Origin of the sequence: Methylotuvimicrobium buryatense 5G, from assembly GCF_000341735.1 — a bacterium.
In the GTDB taxonomy this organism is placed as follows: domain Bacteria; phylum Pseudomonadota; class Gammaproteobacteria; order Methylococcales; family Methylomonadaceae; genus Methylotuvimicrobium; species Methylotuvimicrobium buryatense.
In genome coordinates this window covers 526718-542357 of record NZ_KB455575.1, presented here as the reverse complement: position 1 = coordinate 542357, position 15640 = coordinate 526718, and the positions used below count along the sequence as shown (strand labels likewise).

Annotated in this window: 14 protein-coding genes; 6 read left to right on the top strand and 8 right to left on the bottom strand. The window is 47.8% G+C overall.

Annotation, left to right across the window (positions count from 1 at the left end; genetic code table 11):
* Positions 1–217 precede the first annotated feature (217 nt).
* Positions 218–775, top strand: coding sequence for a Uma2 family endonuclease (locus tag METBU_RS0102590; RefSeq protein ID WP_017839142.1), 558 nt, complete (start codon positions 218–220; stop codon positions 773–775).
* A gap of 294 nt (positions 776–1069) precedes the next feature.
* Here METBU_RS0102590 and phoU read toward each other — a convergent pair whose 3' ends face one another.
* From phoU to METBU_RS0102555, 6 genes are all read right to left on the bottom strand, one after another.
* Complete coding sequence (phoU, locus tag METBU_RS0102585) at positions 1070–1789, bottom strand: phosphate signaling complex protein PhoU (protein ID WP_017839141.1); 720 nt, start codon at positions 1787–1789, stop codon at positions 1070–1072.
* Positions 1790–2089: 300 nt separating this feature from the next.
* Positions 2090–2899: a phosphate ABC transporter ATP-binding protein PstB gene (gene pstB, locus METBU_RS0102580; protein WP_017839140.1), complete on the bottom strand. Its 810-nt coding sequence runs from the start codon at positions 2897–2899 to the stop codon at positions 2090–2092.
* 140 nt (positions 2900–3039) lie between these two features.
* Positions 3040–4692 (bottom strand): phosphate ABC transporter permease PstA, encoded by a 1653-nt coding sequence (gene pstA / locus METBU_RS0102575; RefSeq protein ID WP_017839139.1) that lies wholly within the window; start codon positions 4690–4692, stop codon positions 3040–3042.
* Positions 4689–6959 (bottom strand): ABC transporter permease subunit, encoded by a 2271-nt coding sequence (locus tag METBU_RS0102570; RefSeq protein ID WP_017839138.1) that lies wholly within the window; start codon positions 6957–6959, stop codon positions 4689–4691. Before METBU_RS0102570 ends, pstA begins: the two co-directional genes overlap by 4 nt.
* Positions 6960–7218: 259 nt before the next feature.
* Positions 7219–8211, bottom strand: a complete 993-nt coding sequence (locus METBU_RS0102565) for a PstS family phosphate ABC transporter substrate-binding protein (RefSeq protein ID WP_017839137.1) — start codon at positions 8209–8211, stop codon at positions 7219–7221.
* 473 nt (positions 8212–8684) lie between these two features.
* Positions 8685–9191, bottom strand: a complete 507-nt coding sequence (locus METBU_RS0102555) for a SixA phosphatase family protein (RefSeq protein ID WP_026129989.1) — start codon at positions 9189–9191, stop codon at positions 8685–8687.
* Positions 9192–9446: 255 nt separating this feature from the next.
* Here METBU_RS0102555 and METBU_RS0102550 point away from each other — a divergent pair, with 255 nt between their 5' ends.
* The 5 genes from METBU_RS0102550 to METBU_RS28605 all read left to right on the top strand — a co-directional run bounded on the left by METBU_RS0102550 (position 9447) and on the right by METBU_RS28605 (position 13701).
* Entirely contained in the window at positions 9447–10970 is a 1524-nt protein-coding gene (locus tag METBU_RS0102550; protein WP_017839134.1) for a CHAD domain-containing protein, read from the top strand.
* Between the two features lie 39 nt (positions 10971–11009).
* Positions 11010–11750: a ParA family protein gene (locus tag METBU_RS0102545; protein WP_017839133.1), complete on the top strand. Its 741-nt coding sequence runs from the start codon at positions 11010–11012 to the stop codon at positions 11748–11750.
* 1213 nt (positions 11751–12963) lie between these two features.
* Positions 12964–13068 (top strand): hypothetical protein, encoded by a 105-nt coding sequence (locus tag METBU_RS29175; protein WP_412768459.1) that lies wholly within the window; start codon positions 12964–12966, stop codon positions 13066–13068.
* Positions 13069–13250: 182 nt separating this feature from the next.
* On the top strand, positions 13251–13484 hold the full coding sequence (locus tag METBU_RS28610) for an MlaA family lipoprotein (protein ID WP_328285771.1): 234 nt from the start codon (positions 13251–13253) through the stop codon (positions 13482–13484).
* Positions 13465–13701 carry an MlaA family lipoprotein gene (locus METBU_RS28605; protein WP_235726444.1) on the top strand — a complete coding sequence of 79 codons (237 nt, stop codon included), beginning with the start codon at positions 13465–13467 and terminating at the stop codon, positions 13699–13701. The genes METBU_RS28610 and METBU_RS28605 overlap by 20 nt, the downstream gene beginning before the upstream one ends.
* Positions 13702–14101: 400 nt before the next feature.
* Here the strand turns inward: METBU_RS28605 and METBU_RS0102520 are convergent, their stop codons facing one another.
* Positions 14102–14308, bottom strand: coding sequence for a hypothetical protein (locus tag METBU_RS0102520; RefSeq protein ID WP_017839131.1), 207 nt, complete (start codon positions 14306–14308; stop codon positions 14102–14104).
* Positions 14309–14729: 421 nt separating this feature from the next.
* Positions 14730–14975, bottom strand: coding sequence for a hypothetical protein (locus METBU_RS0102515; RefSeq protein WP_017839130.1), 246 nt, complete (start codon positions 14973–14975; stop codon positions 14730–14732).
* Positions 14976–15640 lie beyond the last annotated feature (665 nt).

Here is a 15640-nt window from a genome sequence, read left to right as displayed (position 1 = left end):
TCGTAGATCAAAATTCGGCGCCTGGGTGTCCGCTAAAGGACGCCGTGAATACGTCCATGTAGGCTCTATGCCAGCTCCATGCTGGCAAAGCCTTTATGAGCGCCATGGATGGCGTGAATGTCGATTTTGCAGGAGCGAAAATCGACCGGACACCCAGGCGCCGAAATTTGACCAGCAAAGGGGATAGTTAAGTTGCCCGCTATTTTCAGGAGACTGTATGTCTTTACCACTTTCCAAATTAACCCGCCTCAGTGTCGAGGATTACCTGGAGATGGAGCTAACCAGTCCAATTAAACATGAATTCGTGGCAGGTGAAATTTTCGCGATGACCGGCACCAGCGATAGCCATAACATTATTTCCCTGAACCTTGCTTTTATATTGCGCGAGCACTTACGTGGCACACCCTGCCGAGTGTTCATGTCCGACCTGAAATTAAAAGTCGATACATCTGACGCCTTTTTTTATCCTGATCTGATGGTCACCTGCGAAACCGCCCCGGACAGTCATTTCCGGGAAAAACCGAAGCTGGTGATCGAGGTTTTGTCCGATTCTACCGCCAAATACGATAGAGAGGATAAACGCCTGATGTACCAGTCAATCGAAAGCCTGCAGGAATACGTGCTGGTTGCGCAAAGCTTTATGGACGTGCGCGTGTTCCGGCGTGCCGCCAGTGTGTGGGAAATGTCAATTTACACAGACGGTGCGACGATCCCCTTGCATTCGGTGGAGCAGGAGATTGCCATCGAGCGGATTTATGAATCGGCTTGGGATTGAGAAGAGTCGATATCGACAAAAAGTCTCCAGACGTTCCGTAAAAGACCCATAAAAGTAGCAAACATGACCGCGCGAAGTATATTCGGAACGAGCGTAAAAAAACTTCTTCAAAGGTCGGAAGGGGGTTCGGCGGCTCGATTAACAGGTGTCGGTGGCAGGGAAAGCCGCCGTCAAGTCTACACGGATGTATTTACGGCGTCCTGTCAAGCGAGTCACCGAACCGCCACAAAGCATAACGTTTCAGGAAGTTATTTTGTGCATATTCCTTAATTGCCCAGACCCTATACCTAGCTATCAACCCTGAATTTTTCTTTCCAGTTCTTCGCGGCTCATGTGCCTGACATCCTCGCCTTTAACCATGTATATTACATGTTCGCAGATGTTGCAGGCATGATCGCCGATCCTTTCTAATGCTCGCGCCGTCCACAACACATCAAGCGTTCGTCTGACATTGCGTGGGTCTTCCATCATCCTCGCCACCATTTGACGTATGATGCTTCCGTATTCGCGATCAACCATGGCATCCTGGGCGGTAATCGACACGGCGCTTTCGACATTTAAGCGCGCAAATGCATCCAAAGCGCCGCGCAGCATTTTCATAACCAACTCGGCCAAATGCTGAATCTCGTAATATTCCTCGCTTCGTGTTTTACCTTCGGTATCGCTTAAATGAATCGCCATTTCCGCGATTTTAGTCGCCTCATCGCCGATCCGTTCCAAATCGTTAATCGTTCGAATCACCGACAATAACAAACGAAGATCGAACGCGGCAGGCTGGCGCTTTGCTAAAATTTCGGTACAGGCCTGATCGATTTGCTTTTCGAGCCGATTAACGTAGTCGTCTTGCTGAATCACTTGCTCGGCCATTTCCATGTCGTTGCTGGTAAACGACAATGCCGCCAATTCGATTTGCCTTTCGACAATACCGCCCATCTTCAAAACGCTGTTACGGATATCCTCGAGCTCCACATTGTAATGACTCGAAATATGATGTCCGATTTTATTGATATCCATGGTTTATCCTCGCATGCAAGCGCAGTTAATAAGTAAGCCTAAAATAGCGATTCCGACGTTGCCTCTCGGCAGTCAAGGTATGGGTTCCCACTGAGAACGGCAGTTCTCCCACAGAGACAGGGGAAAGCGAAGTATACCTTTCGCACTTCAAATTTCGGCAGTGCCCGAGGTGGTGCTGGGGTATCCGACAAAGGATTTGCCAGCATGGAGCTGGCATAGAGCCTACATGGACGTATTCACGGCGTACTTTGGCGGACACCCCGGTGCCGAAGTTTGATCTACGATGGGTATAACATTCCGTTAGCCGTAACGCCCGGTGATGTAATCTTCGGTTTGTTTTTTCGACGGATTCGTGAACAAATGGCTGGTATTGTCGAATTCGATCAATTTTCCCATGTACAAGAACGCAGTGTAATCGGATACGCGAGCCGCTTGTTGCATGTTGTGCGTGACAATCACAATCGTGTATTTCTCTTTCAATTCGTTGATCAGCTCTTCGATTTTCAGAGTTGAAATAGGATCCAGAGCCGATGCCGGTTCGTCCAGCAACAAGACCTCGGGCTCGATCGCAATCGCTCGAGCAATCACGAGCCTTTGCTGCTGACCGCCCGACATACCTAAAGCATTATCATGCAGTCTATCTTTGACCTCATCCCAAAGCGCAGCGCCGCGCAAAGCCTCTTCGACGGTCTCTTCGAGTGTTCTGCGATCATTGATACCTTGTATCCGCAAGCCGTAAGCGACGTTTTCAAAGATCGACTTCGGAAACGGATTGGGCTTTTGAAAGACCATTCCGACCCGTCTGCGCAAAGCCGCGACATTTACCGATCTCGCATAAATATCTTCATCATCGAGCAAGATCTTGCCCTCGATTCTGACATTATCGACCAGGTCGTTCATGCGGTTAATACAGCGCAGCAATGTCGATTTGCCGCAACCGCTCGGACCGATATAGGCAGTCACCTTTTGCCGCGGAATATGCATATCGATGCCATATAAAGCTTGTTGATCGCCGTAGTATAGATTCAGATTTTGTACCTTGATGCACACTTCTTCTTGATCTATGCCTTTCAGCTTCTTTTCTTGAGTCAACGCATCCAAATCGAGCATGTGTTTCCGTAAGGATTGATTCGTCATAGAACGCAACCCAGTCTTAACATTTTATGATCATAAGACATTGTAATTAATATAAATAATTAAATAATAAACTAACAATAAATAGCATAGTGACTACATTTGTTAAAGCTGGGTTAACCTTCCAAAGCCCGGTATTTTTCACGCAGATGATTTCTGATAGCGACCGCCGATAAATTCAACCCGACGATCACGACGACCAATAATAAGGACGTGGCATAGACCAAGGGCCTCGCCGCTTCGACATTCGGACTCTGAAAACCGACGTCGTAAATATGAAATCCCAAATGCATAAATTTTCTATCCAAATGCAAAAATGGAAAATTGCCGTCCAGCGGCAACGATGGCGCCAACTTGACGACGCCGACCAACATTAGCGGCGCAACTTCGCCGGCCGCCCTGGCAACCGCCAAGATCAAACCGGTCATCATCGCCGGGCTCGCCATCGGCAACACGGTTCGCCACAACGTTTCAGCCTTCGTCGCCCCCAAGGCCAAACTGCCTTCGCGGATCGATTTCGGAATACGCGACAAGCCTTCCTCGGTCGACACAATCACAACCGGCAAGGTCAATAAGGCCAACGTAATCGACGCCCACAATAAGCCCGGCGTTCCGAAAACCGGAGCAGGAGCGGCTTCCGGAAAAAACAGCTGATCGATATTGCCGCCCAAAATGTACACGAAAAAACCCAAGCCGAACACGCCATAGACGATCGACGGGACACCGGCCAGATTATTGACTGCAATGCGAATCAAGCGTGTCGTAAAGCCTTGCTTCGCATATTCTCGCATATAAATCGCCGCGATCACGCCGAGCGGCGTCACGATTACCGACATAATGATAACCATCATCACGGTACCGAAGATTGCCGGAAATATGCCGCCTTCAGTATTCGCCTCGCGCGGGTCGTCCAGCAAAAATTCGGCGATTTTTTCGAAATAATGCCCGGTCTTAGCCCAAACACTCATCGTATTCGGGCGATAAATTCTGACCAATTTAGCCAAAGGCATATCGACTTCTCGCCCATCGGATGCCTTCACCACCAAGGAATTGCGGTTGATCGTCTTGTACAACGCTTGCAACTCGGTCTGATATTCCCGGTATTGCAGCTCATACTCGCCGCGTTCGGCGGCAAGCAATTGTTTTGCTGCTTCATCCCATTGCTCGTTCAATTCCAAGCGTCTTTGTTTAAGCCTCAGTCGCTCCAAACCGTAATTCACTGCGCCGATTTCCTTCTTTTCGAGCCGTTGAATTTGCTTATAGACCGACAAGGCATCACGTAATCGCTCCGACACGACTGAAAATACTTGCGGGCCTTCGGCGATTACTTTCCCTTCTTGCTTGAGTGCAACCGGATAACCGTAAAAATTCCCCCATTCTCGCCGCTCGAGAACGAGAATATCGTCCGGATACTGTCGGCTCTGAATGTTACGGTCCAGAATCCAGCGAAAATCCATACCGGTCAAATCTCGGTTGCCGATTTTGATCAGGTGCTGCACCAGCAAATCCCCATCGTCTGCCATCGCATGACCTGAAGCGCGTGCCATCAAGGCCGTTGTAGAGCTTGTATCGACGACTTCTCCGACAATAGTTTGCTTGAGCCCGTCTTCTATATAGATAAACTCGGCGACATCCGACGGCCAGAAATGCAAAGCCCCGCGAAACGTGATCAATGCCAATAGGCCGACCACCAAAATCAGACACGTGCTGACTGCCGCGGCATTGAGCCAAATCCACGGAGAACCGCTTTTAAACCATTGCTTGATCATAAGGAACTGTATTTTTCACGTAAGCGCTGGCGGATCAACTCGGCCAGAGTATTGACGACAAAAGTAAACAAAAACAATACCAAAGCCGCCAAAAACAGCACCCGGTAATGTGTGCTATCGACTTCGGATTCGGGCATCTCGACCGCGATATTGGCCGATAAGGTGCGCATACCCTGGAATATGCTCAAATCCATCACCGGCGTATTACCGGTCGCCATCAATACGATCATCGTTTCGCCGACCGCCCGGCCCAGTCCGATCATGATCGCCGAAAAAATCCCGGGGCTGGCTGTCAACAGCACGACTCGCGTCATCGTTTGCCAAGGCGTCGCGCCCAAGGCGAGAGAGCCGACCGTCAAATGTTTCGGAACCGAAAAAATCGCATCCTCGGCGATTGAAAATATCGTAGGAATGATCGCAAAGCCCATTGCCAAGCCCACCACCAAGGCATTTCGTTGGTCGTAGCCGATACCCCATTCGGCATCGAGCCAATGGCGCAGGCTGCCGCCGAACAGCCACGATTCCAAAGGCACGCTGATTAAAAACGCAAACCAGCCGCTCAATAGAATGATAGGGATCAACAAGGCGGCATCCCAACCATCCGGAATTTTATGCCTCACCGAGTCCGGCAATAATTGCCATAGATAAGCGAAAACCAGCACCGCCAGGGGCATCGCCAGCAAAAGCGTGAAAATGCCGGCCAAATGCTCTTCGACGAACGGCGCGAGCCAAAGACCGGCGAGAAAGCCCAAAATAACGGTCGGCAACGCCTCCATGATTTCGATCCCGGGTTTAACAAGAGTACGCATGCGCGGAGCCATGAAATAAGCCGTATAAACCGCACCCATCAAAGCCAGAGGTACCGCGATAAGCATCGCGTAAAAAGCGGCTTTCAAGGTGCCGAACACCAACGGCGTCAAACTGTATTTCGGTTCGAAATCATTGCTCGCAGAAGACGATTGCCAAATATAGTCGGGCTTCGGATAGCTTTCATACCAGACTTTTTGCCATAACGATTTGACGGAAACCTCCGGATGATCGTTTTCGACCGACCAGAAATCCATGAAGCCCGACTCGGATTCGACGATAAACGCATTGGCTCGCGGTGACATCGAAACCGTTTTCGGCATCCCATTCGACACCGGCGTTTTAATCAACTCCCGCTCTGCGGTCGTATTATAAATACCGGCGACGCCTGCGGTATCTAACGCGATAAAACCTTTGCGGCGCTGCTCGGCATTGATGCCGGCAATCGCCTGTTCCGACACCTTGAACGATCGTATTTTTTGCATCGCCGGATTATTTCGGGCGTCCCTGACCACGCTCCATTGTGAAACCAACCCGCCCGAATCGCCGATCAATAACGAAATACTACCGTTCAAAAAGACCATCGAGGTCAATTTACGACCGGCTTCGATTACATTCAGATGCTGGCGAATCACCGGTTTCGACTTATCGGCAATATCGAAAAAACTCAAACGACCTTCGCTATCGGCCAGATATAAATTGCGTTGATCCTTATCCATCAAGATAAACGCAATGTCGAGAGCCGGTACATCGAGTATGCTGTCGGTCCGTTCGAAATCTTCGTCATCATCGAACAACGAACGCTTCTTTTCGAAGCTCGTCAATATCATTCGTTTATCCGACGTTTTGGCGACCACCGTGGTCTGATCGTCATCGACACGAACTGCAATTTTTTCGAGTGCTTGGCCTGAGTCATCCAAAACCAGAGGTTCTCGTCCCAACGGATAATCGACAACAGGCGTTATGACCCGCCGGTTTTCCGGATATGACACGTTGTACTTGTGTTTGAGCACGATCGCGCGGCCGTCCGATAAGCCGTAAACGGCAACACCTTTCTCGGGACCTCCATCGGCGAAACTGCTAATTCGGGCGCTTTCCGGCAAAACGATTGAATGGATCAATAGCGTTTTACCGGTCGGCGCGGCAAAGAAAATAATCCGGCCGTTTTCGGTGAAACGCACGCCAACTTCATTTTGCTCCTCGACCGCCAACATAGCGGTGTCGCCAAGCCCTCGCTCCGGCACAGGGTAATGCGCGACAGACTCTGCGCTCGGCTCGATAAACAGCGGCCAGACGACATACAATAAATAGAAAAAAATCAACATTATCGCGGCGATAATGCTCAAGCCGCCAACGATAACGCCGTAACGAGCCACATTGTCCTTGATGATGCGCCAACGCGGATAAAAGCCCGTCACGGCATTCAGAGAGGCCGAAGCCCCGGAGTTCGGTTCTGTCATATGGATGATTGAATGATCAATGCCGCTAAGAAATAGTCAATAATTCCGGATATAGTGTGCTCGATTTAACAGTGCCTGTGAATATAGTGAATAGTGAATAGTGAATAGTGAATAGTGAATAGTGAATAGTGAATAGTGAATAGTGAATAGTGAAATGATTTAGCATTTCACTTACTTGTCAAGTCCTGATTGCCCCTTTGCCCCTTTGCCCCTTTGCCCCTTTGCCCCTTTGCCCCTTTCACCTTTCACCTTTCACCTTTCACCTCATTTCTATCGACCCCAGAACTTTATTGGCGACCTTGGCTGGCAACGGGATATAGCCGTCTTTAATGACGACTTGTTGACCGGTTTTGGATAAAACCATTTTGATGAATTCTTGCTCGAGGGGCGCTAGAGATTTATTCGGATGTTTGTTGACGTAGACATATAAGAAACGCGCCAACGGATAAGTTCCGGCAATTGCGTTTTCAGGCGTCGCATCGACATAGGCCTGTCCTTCTCTTGACGCCAGCGCAACCGTTTTGACTCCGGAAGTTTTATATCCTAAACCGGAATAACCGATACCGTTAATCGAGCTAGTCACTGACTGCACGACCGATGCCGATCCGGGTTGCTCGTTGACATTGTTTTTAAAATCGCCTTTGCACAAGGCCTCATCCTTAAAATAACCGTAGGTACCGGATACTGAATTTCGTCCGTATAATTGCATGCTTTGGTTTTTCCAAGCGCCGTCAAGCCCAGCCTGTCCCCAAGTAACGATATCGTTTGGATAACCGCATTTACGCGTCGACGACAAAATCGCATCGACCTGAGCTAAAGTCAAACCTCGAACCGGATTGTCCTTATTGACGAATACCGCTAGGGCGTCTATAGCAACAGGAATCGCAGTCGGTTTATAGCCGTATTTACTTTCGAATGCATCTAACTCGTTATCCTTCATTTTTCGACTCATCGGCCCGAGATTGGCTTTACCTTCGGTCAACGCCGGCGGCGCAGTCGAGGAACCCGCAGCCTGGACCTGAATATTGACGCTCGGATAAATGCGCTTGAATTCCTCGGCCCACAAGGTCATCAAATTGGCAAGTGTATCTGACCCTTCGCTCGATAGGTTGCCGGATACGCCGCTCACTTTTTGATAGTCGGATAGACCGGGATCGACCGTCTGCACCGCTAGAGCGGGATCAACAATCAAAAAAGCCAGAGAAAAACTCAGTATCTGAGTTAATTTATTTATTTTAAATGAAAACGTCATGAATCGACTCTCTAAGAAGGTAAGGATTTGGTCGTAAATAACTTCCCTATTTTCGGAGGGTTCGGTTGCTCGATTGGCAGGTTTCGGCGGCAGATTTTTGCTCCTGCAAAATCTGCATTCACGCCATCCATGGCGCTTGCAGATTTTTGCTCCTCGGCAATTGCTGAGTTACAAGGATGTAACGAATGCAGAAAATGCAGGAGCATTTTTCTGCCCTGCATCGCCTAAAGCGCCTACTGTTGGTACCCTAATACACGCCATCCATGGCGTAATGCAAAATCTGCATTCATGCCATCCTTGGCAATCAGTCGCCGCCGTCAAGCCTACACGAACGTATTCACGGCGTCCTGCCAAGCGTGTTACCGAACCCTCAACAAAGCGCATAGTTCCAGGACGTTATTTATTACGAAATCCTAACGCCATTATTCCATTGCGGAACGATTGCATAAGAATATGACTTTTATGTTACAAGATTATGACAACGATGAAGCGCGTGTAATCGAAACTAATTTAGCACTATGCTCTCCAAGCACCGCCCAATCGGACGGCATCGTCAAAACCGCAAGCGTAGCGGTCGCAAGCAGCTTGCCGTCTTCCGGCGTTTCGATTCCGTCAACCAAATAGTGCAACAAAGTTTCAAGACCTGGATTGTGTCCCACCAATAAAATCCGCCCGATATCGGCCGGACAATCGGATAAAACGGCCTTAAAATCGGCTAACTCGGCTTCGTAAAGACGCTGATCCCGAATAATCTCGGAGCTGGCAAAACCCAGTTCTTCACCAGTTCTCTCGGCGGTTATCAGCGCACGTGCGGCAGGCGAAGTGACAATCAAGCCGGGTTTTAGTTTTTGCTCACGCATCCATTGTCCGATGCGAACAGCGGCTTTTTTCCCGCGTTTTTTCAGAGGGCGATTGAAATCATCGACATCGACCTCCCAATCCGATTTACCATGCCGAAGCAACATTAAAGTTCTAGCCATCGCTCACCCAATCCCCGTAACAAAACCCAAAAATCTACCACATTCATATTTCATCTTATTCATTCCCACGCTGAAGCGGTGGGAATGAGGAATACTTTCACAGTCTCAAGAGCTTTGGAACGAGCGAATCTTTCCTCTTTCACCTTTGACCTTTCCCCTTTTTTGTAATTTACTTTTCATATTAACTTGTTAGTATTCCAAAAATATGACAGTTTATGGTAAAGCTGCTTTTGACACATTAATGATATCCCGCCAATGACCACAACAACTTTGAACTTTGAATTCCCGGGGTATTTGACCGCTAACAAATTTTTGAGCCAATTGGCTGACAAGGCGAATTTAAACCCGGTTTCCGAACACTATACCTTAATATCTTATTATGATACTTTCGACTGGCGCCTTTATCGAAGCGGTATAATCTGCGAATTAAATCGTTCCCAAACGGTTTCTATTTTAACGCTGAAAAACCTTCATACCGGCCAACTGATTGCTTCGGCCGACCTCGATTCTGTCCCCAAGTTCGCGAAAGAATTTCCGTCGGAAAACATTCGTAATATACTCGCTCCATTACTCGAAATGCGCGCTCTACTACCGCTGACGACGCTGGAATGTACTCGAAAATTTGTCAATGTACTGAATAAAGATGAAAAGACAGTATTGAAACTAATGATCGATACCTTCGAATATATCCCTTGCCGGCTTCAATTAACCCCGATAAAAGGCTACGATAAAGCCGCGCTTAAGTTCATCGAGGCCTTGATTCGCATCGGTTTGGTCGAGTCCAATCAACCGCCATTAATCGACGCGCTTAAAACTCAAGGACGAAAACCGAAAGATTATACCTCTAAGCTCAACGTCAAGCTCGATCCGAACATGCGCTCGGATCTTGCGGTTAAATATATTTTCAGCTACTTACTAAAAGCCATCAAAATCAACGAGCAAGACACCATCGCGGCTACCGACAGCGAATTCTTGCATGATTTTAGAGTCGCTGTACGGAGAACTCGCGCCGGACTCAATCAATTAAAAAATGTTTTACCCGAAGCCGAAACGGCACGTTTCAGCCATTTTTTTGCCTGGCTGGGTCAAATTACGACTCCGACACGCGATCTCGACGTTTATTTACTCGATTTCGAGCATTATAAGAAAAGCGTGCCGCCTGCACTTAGGGAAGACTTAAACCCGCTTTACGATTTTATCGACCGAAAACAAAAGCAAGCGCAAAAGAATCTAGCCAGTAAATTAAAATCGCCGGACTATATCGCGCCGCTAATCGAATGGGAAGAGTTTTTACGCTCGCCGACGATCAAAAAACCGACTCAAGCCAATGCCTTGTTACCGATCAAGACATTGGCCGACAAGCGCATCTTAAAAGTTTTCCGACGCATTATCAAAGATGGGCAACGCATCACCGATCAATCGCCTCCGGGGGAACTGCACGACTTACGAAAAACCTGTAAAAAATTGAGATATCTTATGGAGTTTTTTCAAAATCTGTATCCGGAAAACGAAATCAAATCCTTGATTAAAAGCCTGAAACATTTCCAGGATATCTTAGGCGAATTCCAAGATCTTGAAGTACAAGAGATAACCTTGAAAAAGTTTAGCGAAGAGATGATGAACGAAGGAATCCCGGCCGACACGTTTCTGGCAATGGGAGTTTTGATTCAAACGATAGACAAGCGCCGACGCCAAGCACGAGAAGCTTTCCAGACAAAGTTCGAAGAATTCGATCAACCCGATATTCAAGATGCGTTTCATTCGTTATTCGGTTGTTAGCGCCGGCCGGCCTCAAAACATAGGGCACAAGAAAACACTATGAAAATCATTGCAACGTTCAACATCAAAGGCGGTGTAGGAAAAACGTCCACGGCCGTCAATCTTGCTTATTTGGCGGCACGAGGTGGTTCACGTACTTTAGTATGGGACCTCGACCCGCAAGGGGCGAGTAGCTACTATTTCAGAATCAAGCCTAAAATCAAGGGCGGCAGCAAAAAATTGATCGATGGAAAGCGTGAATTGGACGATATGATAAAAGGCACCGATTTCGATAACCTTGATTTATTGCCTTCGGATTTTTCTTTTAGAAACCTTGACTTAGTTCTGGAAAGCAAGAAAAAACCGACACATCAGCTCGAAAAACTATTGAAACCGCTCTCTCAGGAGTACGATTTTATTTTCTTGGATTGTCCGCCGAGCATTTCATTATTATCGGAAGCCGTCTTCAAAGCCGCCGACATATTGCTGTCGCCGGTCATTCCAACGACGCTTTCGATACGAACGCTGGATCAACTGAAGCAATTTATTAAGAAAGAAAAAAATAAAAAAATACAAATCTTGCCGTTTTTTTCGATGGTCGACCGCCGCAAAAAAATGCACCTAGACATCCTTGAAACGATGCCTAAACAATATCCTGAATTGCTGAAATCCGCGATCCCTTATGCCAGCGACATCGAGCGGATGGGCTTGGAACGCATGCCTCTGGGCGGCTTTGTCAAAAGCGGCCGTTCGATAAAGGCCTATCAAGATCTCTGGGAAGAAATAAACCTTAATTTGTAGAAACTTGTTTAAAAATTAACCTGATTAGCAAGATGCTTCAGCTTGCTGAAGCCAATTGTCCGAGCAGTGACCAGTCGTAGCCACTTCTGCGGGACGGGTTATTTAACCCGTCCCCAACGTTTCAATGGGCTTCGGCAGGATCAAAACGTTTCGGACGAGGTTGCAAACCTCGTCCTGCCAAGCGTACCCCGGATTACGTTGCGCTTCATCCGGGAACCTCGGAGCCACGCCATTCCCGTATTTCGTTACGCTACATACGGGCTACGTGCTGGTTATCCGCTTACCGGCTGGTATGGCGGGACTTGTGTATAACGATGAGCGCTCTGCGTGGGAATGCTTGAGTACCGCTCCAGCGTCTCGGGCTGCATTCCCACGCTGGAGCGTGGAAGCCAGCCGCGAGACCTGGAGCGGTACTCATACATTCCCACGCAGAGCCTCATCGTATACAAAGCCCGCCAATCACCCGGTAAGCGGATAACCATCGTGCCCTTTCGCATAACAAATAGAATTTCGAGTTTAACAAAGACCGGGGTACCTTCGGCACGGACGAGTTTGCAACCAAGCGAGCTTTTGATCTGCCCGAAGCCATCGAAAGTTGGTATGTCTTCTTTACCCGGCCGGCAATAGCATGCCGGATTAATGGCATTGCTTTCTGGCAGTGTTTTATGTCAGCAGAGTCTAATCAATAAAATATCGGTTCTTTTTTGCTGCCTTTGGTCCTTGGCCTCGACGGTAAGAATGCCTATGCCGGAGAGATATTCTCATGCAGGGACGGCTCGGGGATCGTGAAAATTTTCAAGACGAGTTATTAGATGTTATGAAAAACGGTAAGGGAGCTAGGTTATAAAGGCCGTTTCGATAAGCTTGAAAACCGTAATTGAAAGCCGACGCATTTCGATTCTATGAATACCAGGTATTTTGCCAGGGTTTCATCGCAGCAATTGGGAGAATATGGTCGTCGGATCAACAAAAATAAATTTTGTCGAAGGTGTTTAGTCGATCCAGTGTTTGCGTCATACGCGCACAATTTCAAGGAATACTCCGGCGAATCGTTTAAATTCGAATCGGAGGAAGAGACCGGAAGAGGCGGTGTCATCGTGCATACTTATTTGGTCATACCCGATGATAAAGGATGTTAAATTCGATTATATGTTGAAGAAAAAAGGCAATAGCTGGAAAAATAATCAACATCATTGCCAACGGTGTCAGCGATTTGGCTTTAAGGCGTTCGGAGTACGGCAGTATCTTGAAACGGGACGGCTATGATGTACTGATCGAAAAAATCAGCGAAAAAATCGATCTTTATTCCAAACAATAGGCTTTTATGCGAATTATGAGTAGCAAGCTTAAGCGAATTGTTGTCGTTTTTCTTTGTGCTCAGGCTTATGCGTTAAGCGGTTGCACGACGACGGCGAATCAAGATTTATCGGTATCGGAAGTAGATCCTTACGAAGACATAAACCGTAAGGTGTACGCTTTTAATATGACGGTTGACGAATTATGTCGCCGAACCTGTCGCCAATGCTTATAAAAACGGTAGCGCCGGATGTTGTTCGGACTGGAGTCAGCAACTTTTTCGGCAATCTAAAAACCATTAATACAGTTATCAACGATGTCTTGCAGGGTAAGTTTCAGCAAAGTGCCGAGGATTCCGGGCGTTTTTTGGTGAATTCTACGGTGGGTCTGGGTGGTTTTGCTCGATATCGCAACCGATATGGGATTGGAGCATCATGAAGAAGATTTTGATCAGACCTTCGCGGTGTGGGGAGTTCCTCAGGGTTCTTTATTTATAATGCTGCCATTTTTAGGCCTTCGACCACCAGGGGCCATTCCGGGGCGGTATTGGATACCGCGGCGCGAATCCTGCGGACCTATGTTGGAATGCCGGCGTGCAAGTATTTACAAGTGTTGGAAGTTGTCAATGCTAGAGCTAATGCTGACGGTGCGTTGAAGTTCATTGATGAGGCGGCATTGGACCCTATGTATACCCCGAGAATCTTATCTTCAGTGGCGTAACAATCTGATAAATGACGGTAATGTAAACGCCGACGCTAATGACGATATTGACGAATGCTGGAATTGGGAAGAAGCGTTTTTTGAAGAAAATGATGCTGAAAAAATTAACCGATCAAGCGCCTGGGATAAAAATTAGGGCTGTCATTTTCAACTATTTTTATCTTTATTAAACCTATCGTTCATGAACCCTAGCCATCGCCCGCGGCAAATTGAAAGTTCTCTGGTGGCGGAGGTGCGGGTCACTCGCCCGACAGGACGGCCGTGAATACGTCCATGTAGGGCTCGACGGCGGCTCCCTGCCCCGACGCCTGTCGATCGGGCGCTCTCTGGACCGGCTAATTTGCCAGAGCATCATTTTCTTGAAAAAACAGCCATCTTGCAATGTCCAGTAATTCGGACAATATCGTCAGCCAGAATCGGGCGTACAACATTACCGGTAACTGCAGATTGTGACGCAACTGCGATAAGAGCTCGGGTGAATACGTCCAGGGTCGAATGCCGCTCATGCATGAGCTCAACGCACCGTCGATCAGCTCTAGCATGTACGACTTGCCAACACTCTGTAATATTTGGCACGAAAATTCAATATAGGTCGCAGAATTCACACTGGTATCCAATAGCCGCCGAATGCCCTGCAGTAGTCCGAAGGCAATGTGGCAGTCCTAGCGCGGAGCGGCAAGTGGACTCGTTTTCACCTTAAGTTTGGCGCCTATAGGTCACACCGGCCATGGATTTGCCGTGATATCCAGTCGTTGGACGCATGAGAACTAACGCGTTTGCCCGATCGTTTCTGGACTTGCGTTTGGGCAAGTCGCAACTGAATGAGCGTTTTTCTTGCTGGTGCGATGCGGGGGGATGGGTGACTTTTTTTACAGTAAAAAAGTAGTCTTGAGGACTCTAAAACTAATTTTTTGCCCCGATCGTTTTGGATTGCTTTTGGGCATAGTCAAACTGAGAATCGCGTTAAAAGTGAAGCAGCGAATGAACTTCGTAAGCTTCAAGCTTCTTCACCGGCCTTGAGAAAGAATCCAATTCAACGAACAAATGCACAGGCTTCAACGGGTTGCGCCCAGTTTCCTCGACCAGTTCTGCCAACTGGCTTTTAGCGGTTTCGCCGCCGTTGCCAGCAAGTCGTCTATCAATAAAACGCGGTCCCCCGGTTTCGAACGCATCGCTATTGCGCTTCCAGTGTCGCCGATCCGTATTCATAAATCATGAAGAGACGCTTTGTACGTCATAGGGTTAATTTGCCCGGCTTTCTAAGCGGTACAAATGGCAATCCCAGTTCCCATGCGACCAATGCTCCGAATATAAAGCCCCGTGCCTCATACCGGCTACGGCGGTAATGTCTTTCCTCCAAGAACGGATGCAGTAAATGATGAGGGGCAGCAGGGTATTTAAAAAGCTGATCAAGTGCTCTTTACTGGCCTCTTAATAAAGGATATTATGGCGGAGGATGGCATATCTATTGTTGGGTTTTTTCAAGCTTTAGATGAACTCGAAGTTGAACTCGGGATATTGTGGAGGGGATCTGCAGATGTATTTGACAAAGTCGTCTAAATTTAGGTGAACGAGATTACCCTCTGATATTTGCGGTGCGCTTATACCCAGGGTTATCAGAAAAATGCACGAAAAAAGGGTAAAAATATATAAAAAACATGTTAAAAAAAAAAGCTGAGGTGAGAGCCAGGATTTAGTTTAGCATGCTATAAGTTAGGCAACCGACGCTACCCGCACTCCCGCTTGGAAAATAGCAGATATATGCGTCCTAAACGTTTCGATTGCGTTACTAAAATCTTACCTGCGACCTTACCAATAGGGCTAAAGGAAAACAGCAGGTTTAGGGGGCCTTAAAGTTTCCGTTCTGGCTAAAG

Bases quoted from the DNA above. Each gene is read 5' to 3' on its own strand.
- METBU_RS0102590 (WP_017839142.1), top strand. From the start codon at position 218: ATGTCTTTACCACTTTCCAAATTAACCCGCCTCAGTGTCGAGGATTAC.
- phoU (WP_017839141.1), bottom strand. From the start codon at position 1,789: ATGGATATCAATAAAATCGGACATCATATTTCGAGTCATTACAATGTG.
- pstB (WP_017839140.1), bottom strand. From the start codon at position 2,899: ATGCTCGATTTGGATGCGTTGACTCAAGAAAAGAAGCTGAAAGGCATA.
- pstA (WP_017839139.1), bottom strand. From the start codon at position 4,692: ATGATCAAGCAATGGTTTAAAAGCGGTTCTCCGTGGATTTGGCTCAAT.
- METBU_RS0102570 (WP_017839138.1), bottom strand. From the start codon at position 6,959: ATGACAGAACCGAACTCCGGGGCTTCGGCCTCTCTGAATGCCGTGACG.
- METBU_RS0102565 (WP_017839137.1), bottom strand. From the start codon at position 8,211: ATGACGTTTTCATTTAAAATAAATAAATTAACTCAGATACTGAGTTTT.
- METBU_RS0102555 (WP_026129989.1), bottom strand. From the start codon at position 9,191: ATGGCTAGAACTTTAATGTTGCTTCGGCATGGTAAATCGGATTGGGAG.
- METBU_RS0102550 (WP_017839134.1), top strand. From the start codon at position 9,447: ATGACCACAACAACTTTGAACTTTGAATTCCCGGGGTATTTGACCGCT.
- METBU_RS0102545 (WP_017839133.1), top strand. From the start codon at position 11,010: ATGAAAATCATTGCAACGTTCAACATCAAAGGCGGTGTAGGAAAAACG.
- METBU_RS28610 (WP_328285771.1), top strand. From the start codon at position 13,251: ATGTCGCCGAACCTGTCGCCAATGCTTATAAAAACGGTAGCGCCGGAT.
- METBU_RS28605 (WP_235726444.1), top strand. From the start codon at position 13,465: ATGGGATTGGAGCATCATGAAGAAGATTTTGATCAGACCTTCGCGGTG.
- METBU_RS0102520 (WP_017839131.1), bottom strand. From the start codon at position 14,308: ATGCTAGAGCTGATCGACGGTGCGTTGAGCTCATGCATGAGCGGCATT.
- METBU_RS0102515 (WP_017839130.1), bottom strand. From the start codon at position 14,975: ATGAATACGGATCGGCGACACTGGAAGCGCAATAGCGATGCGTTCGAA.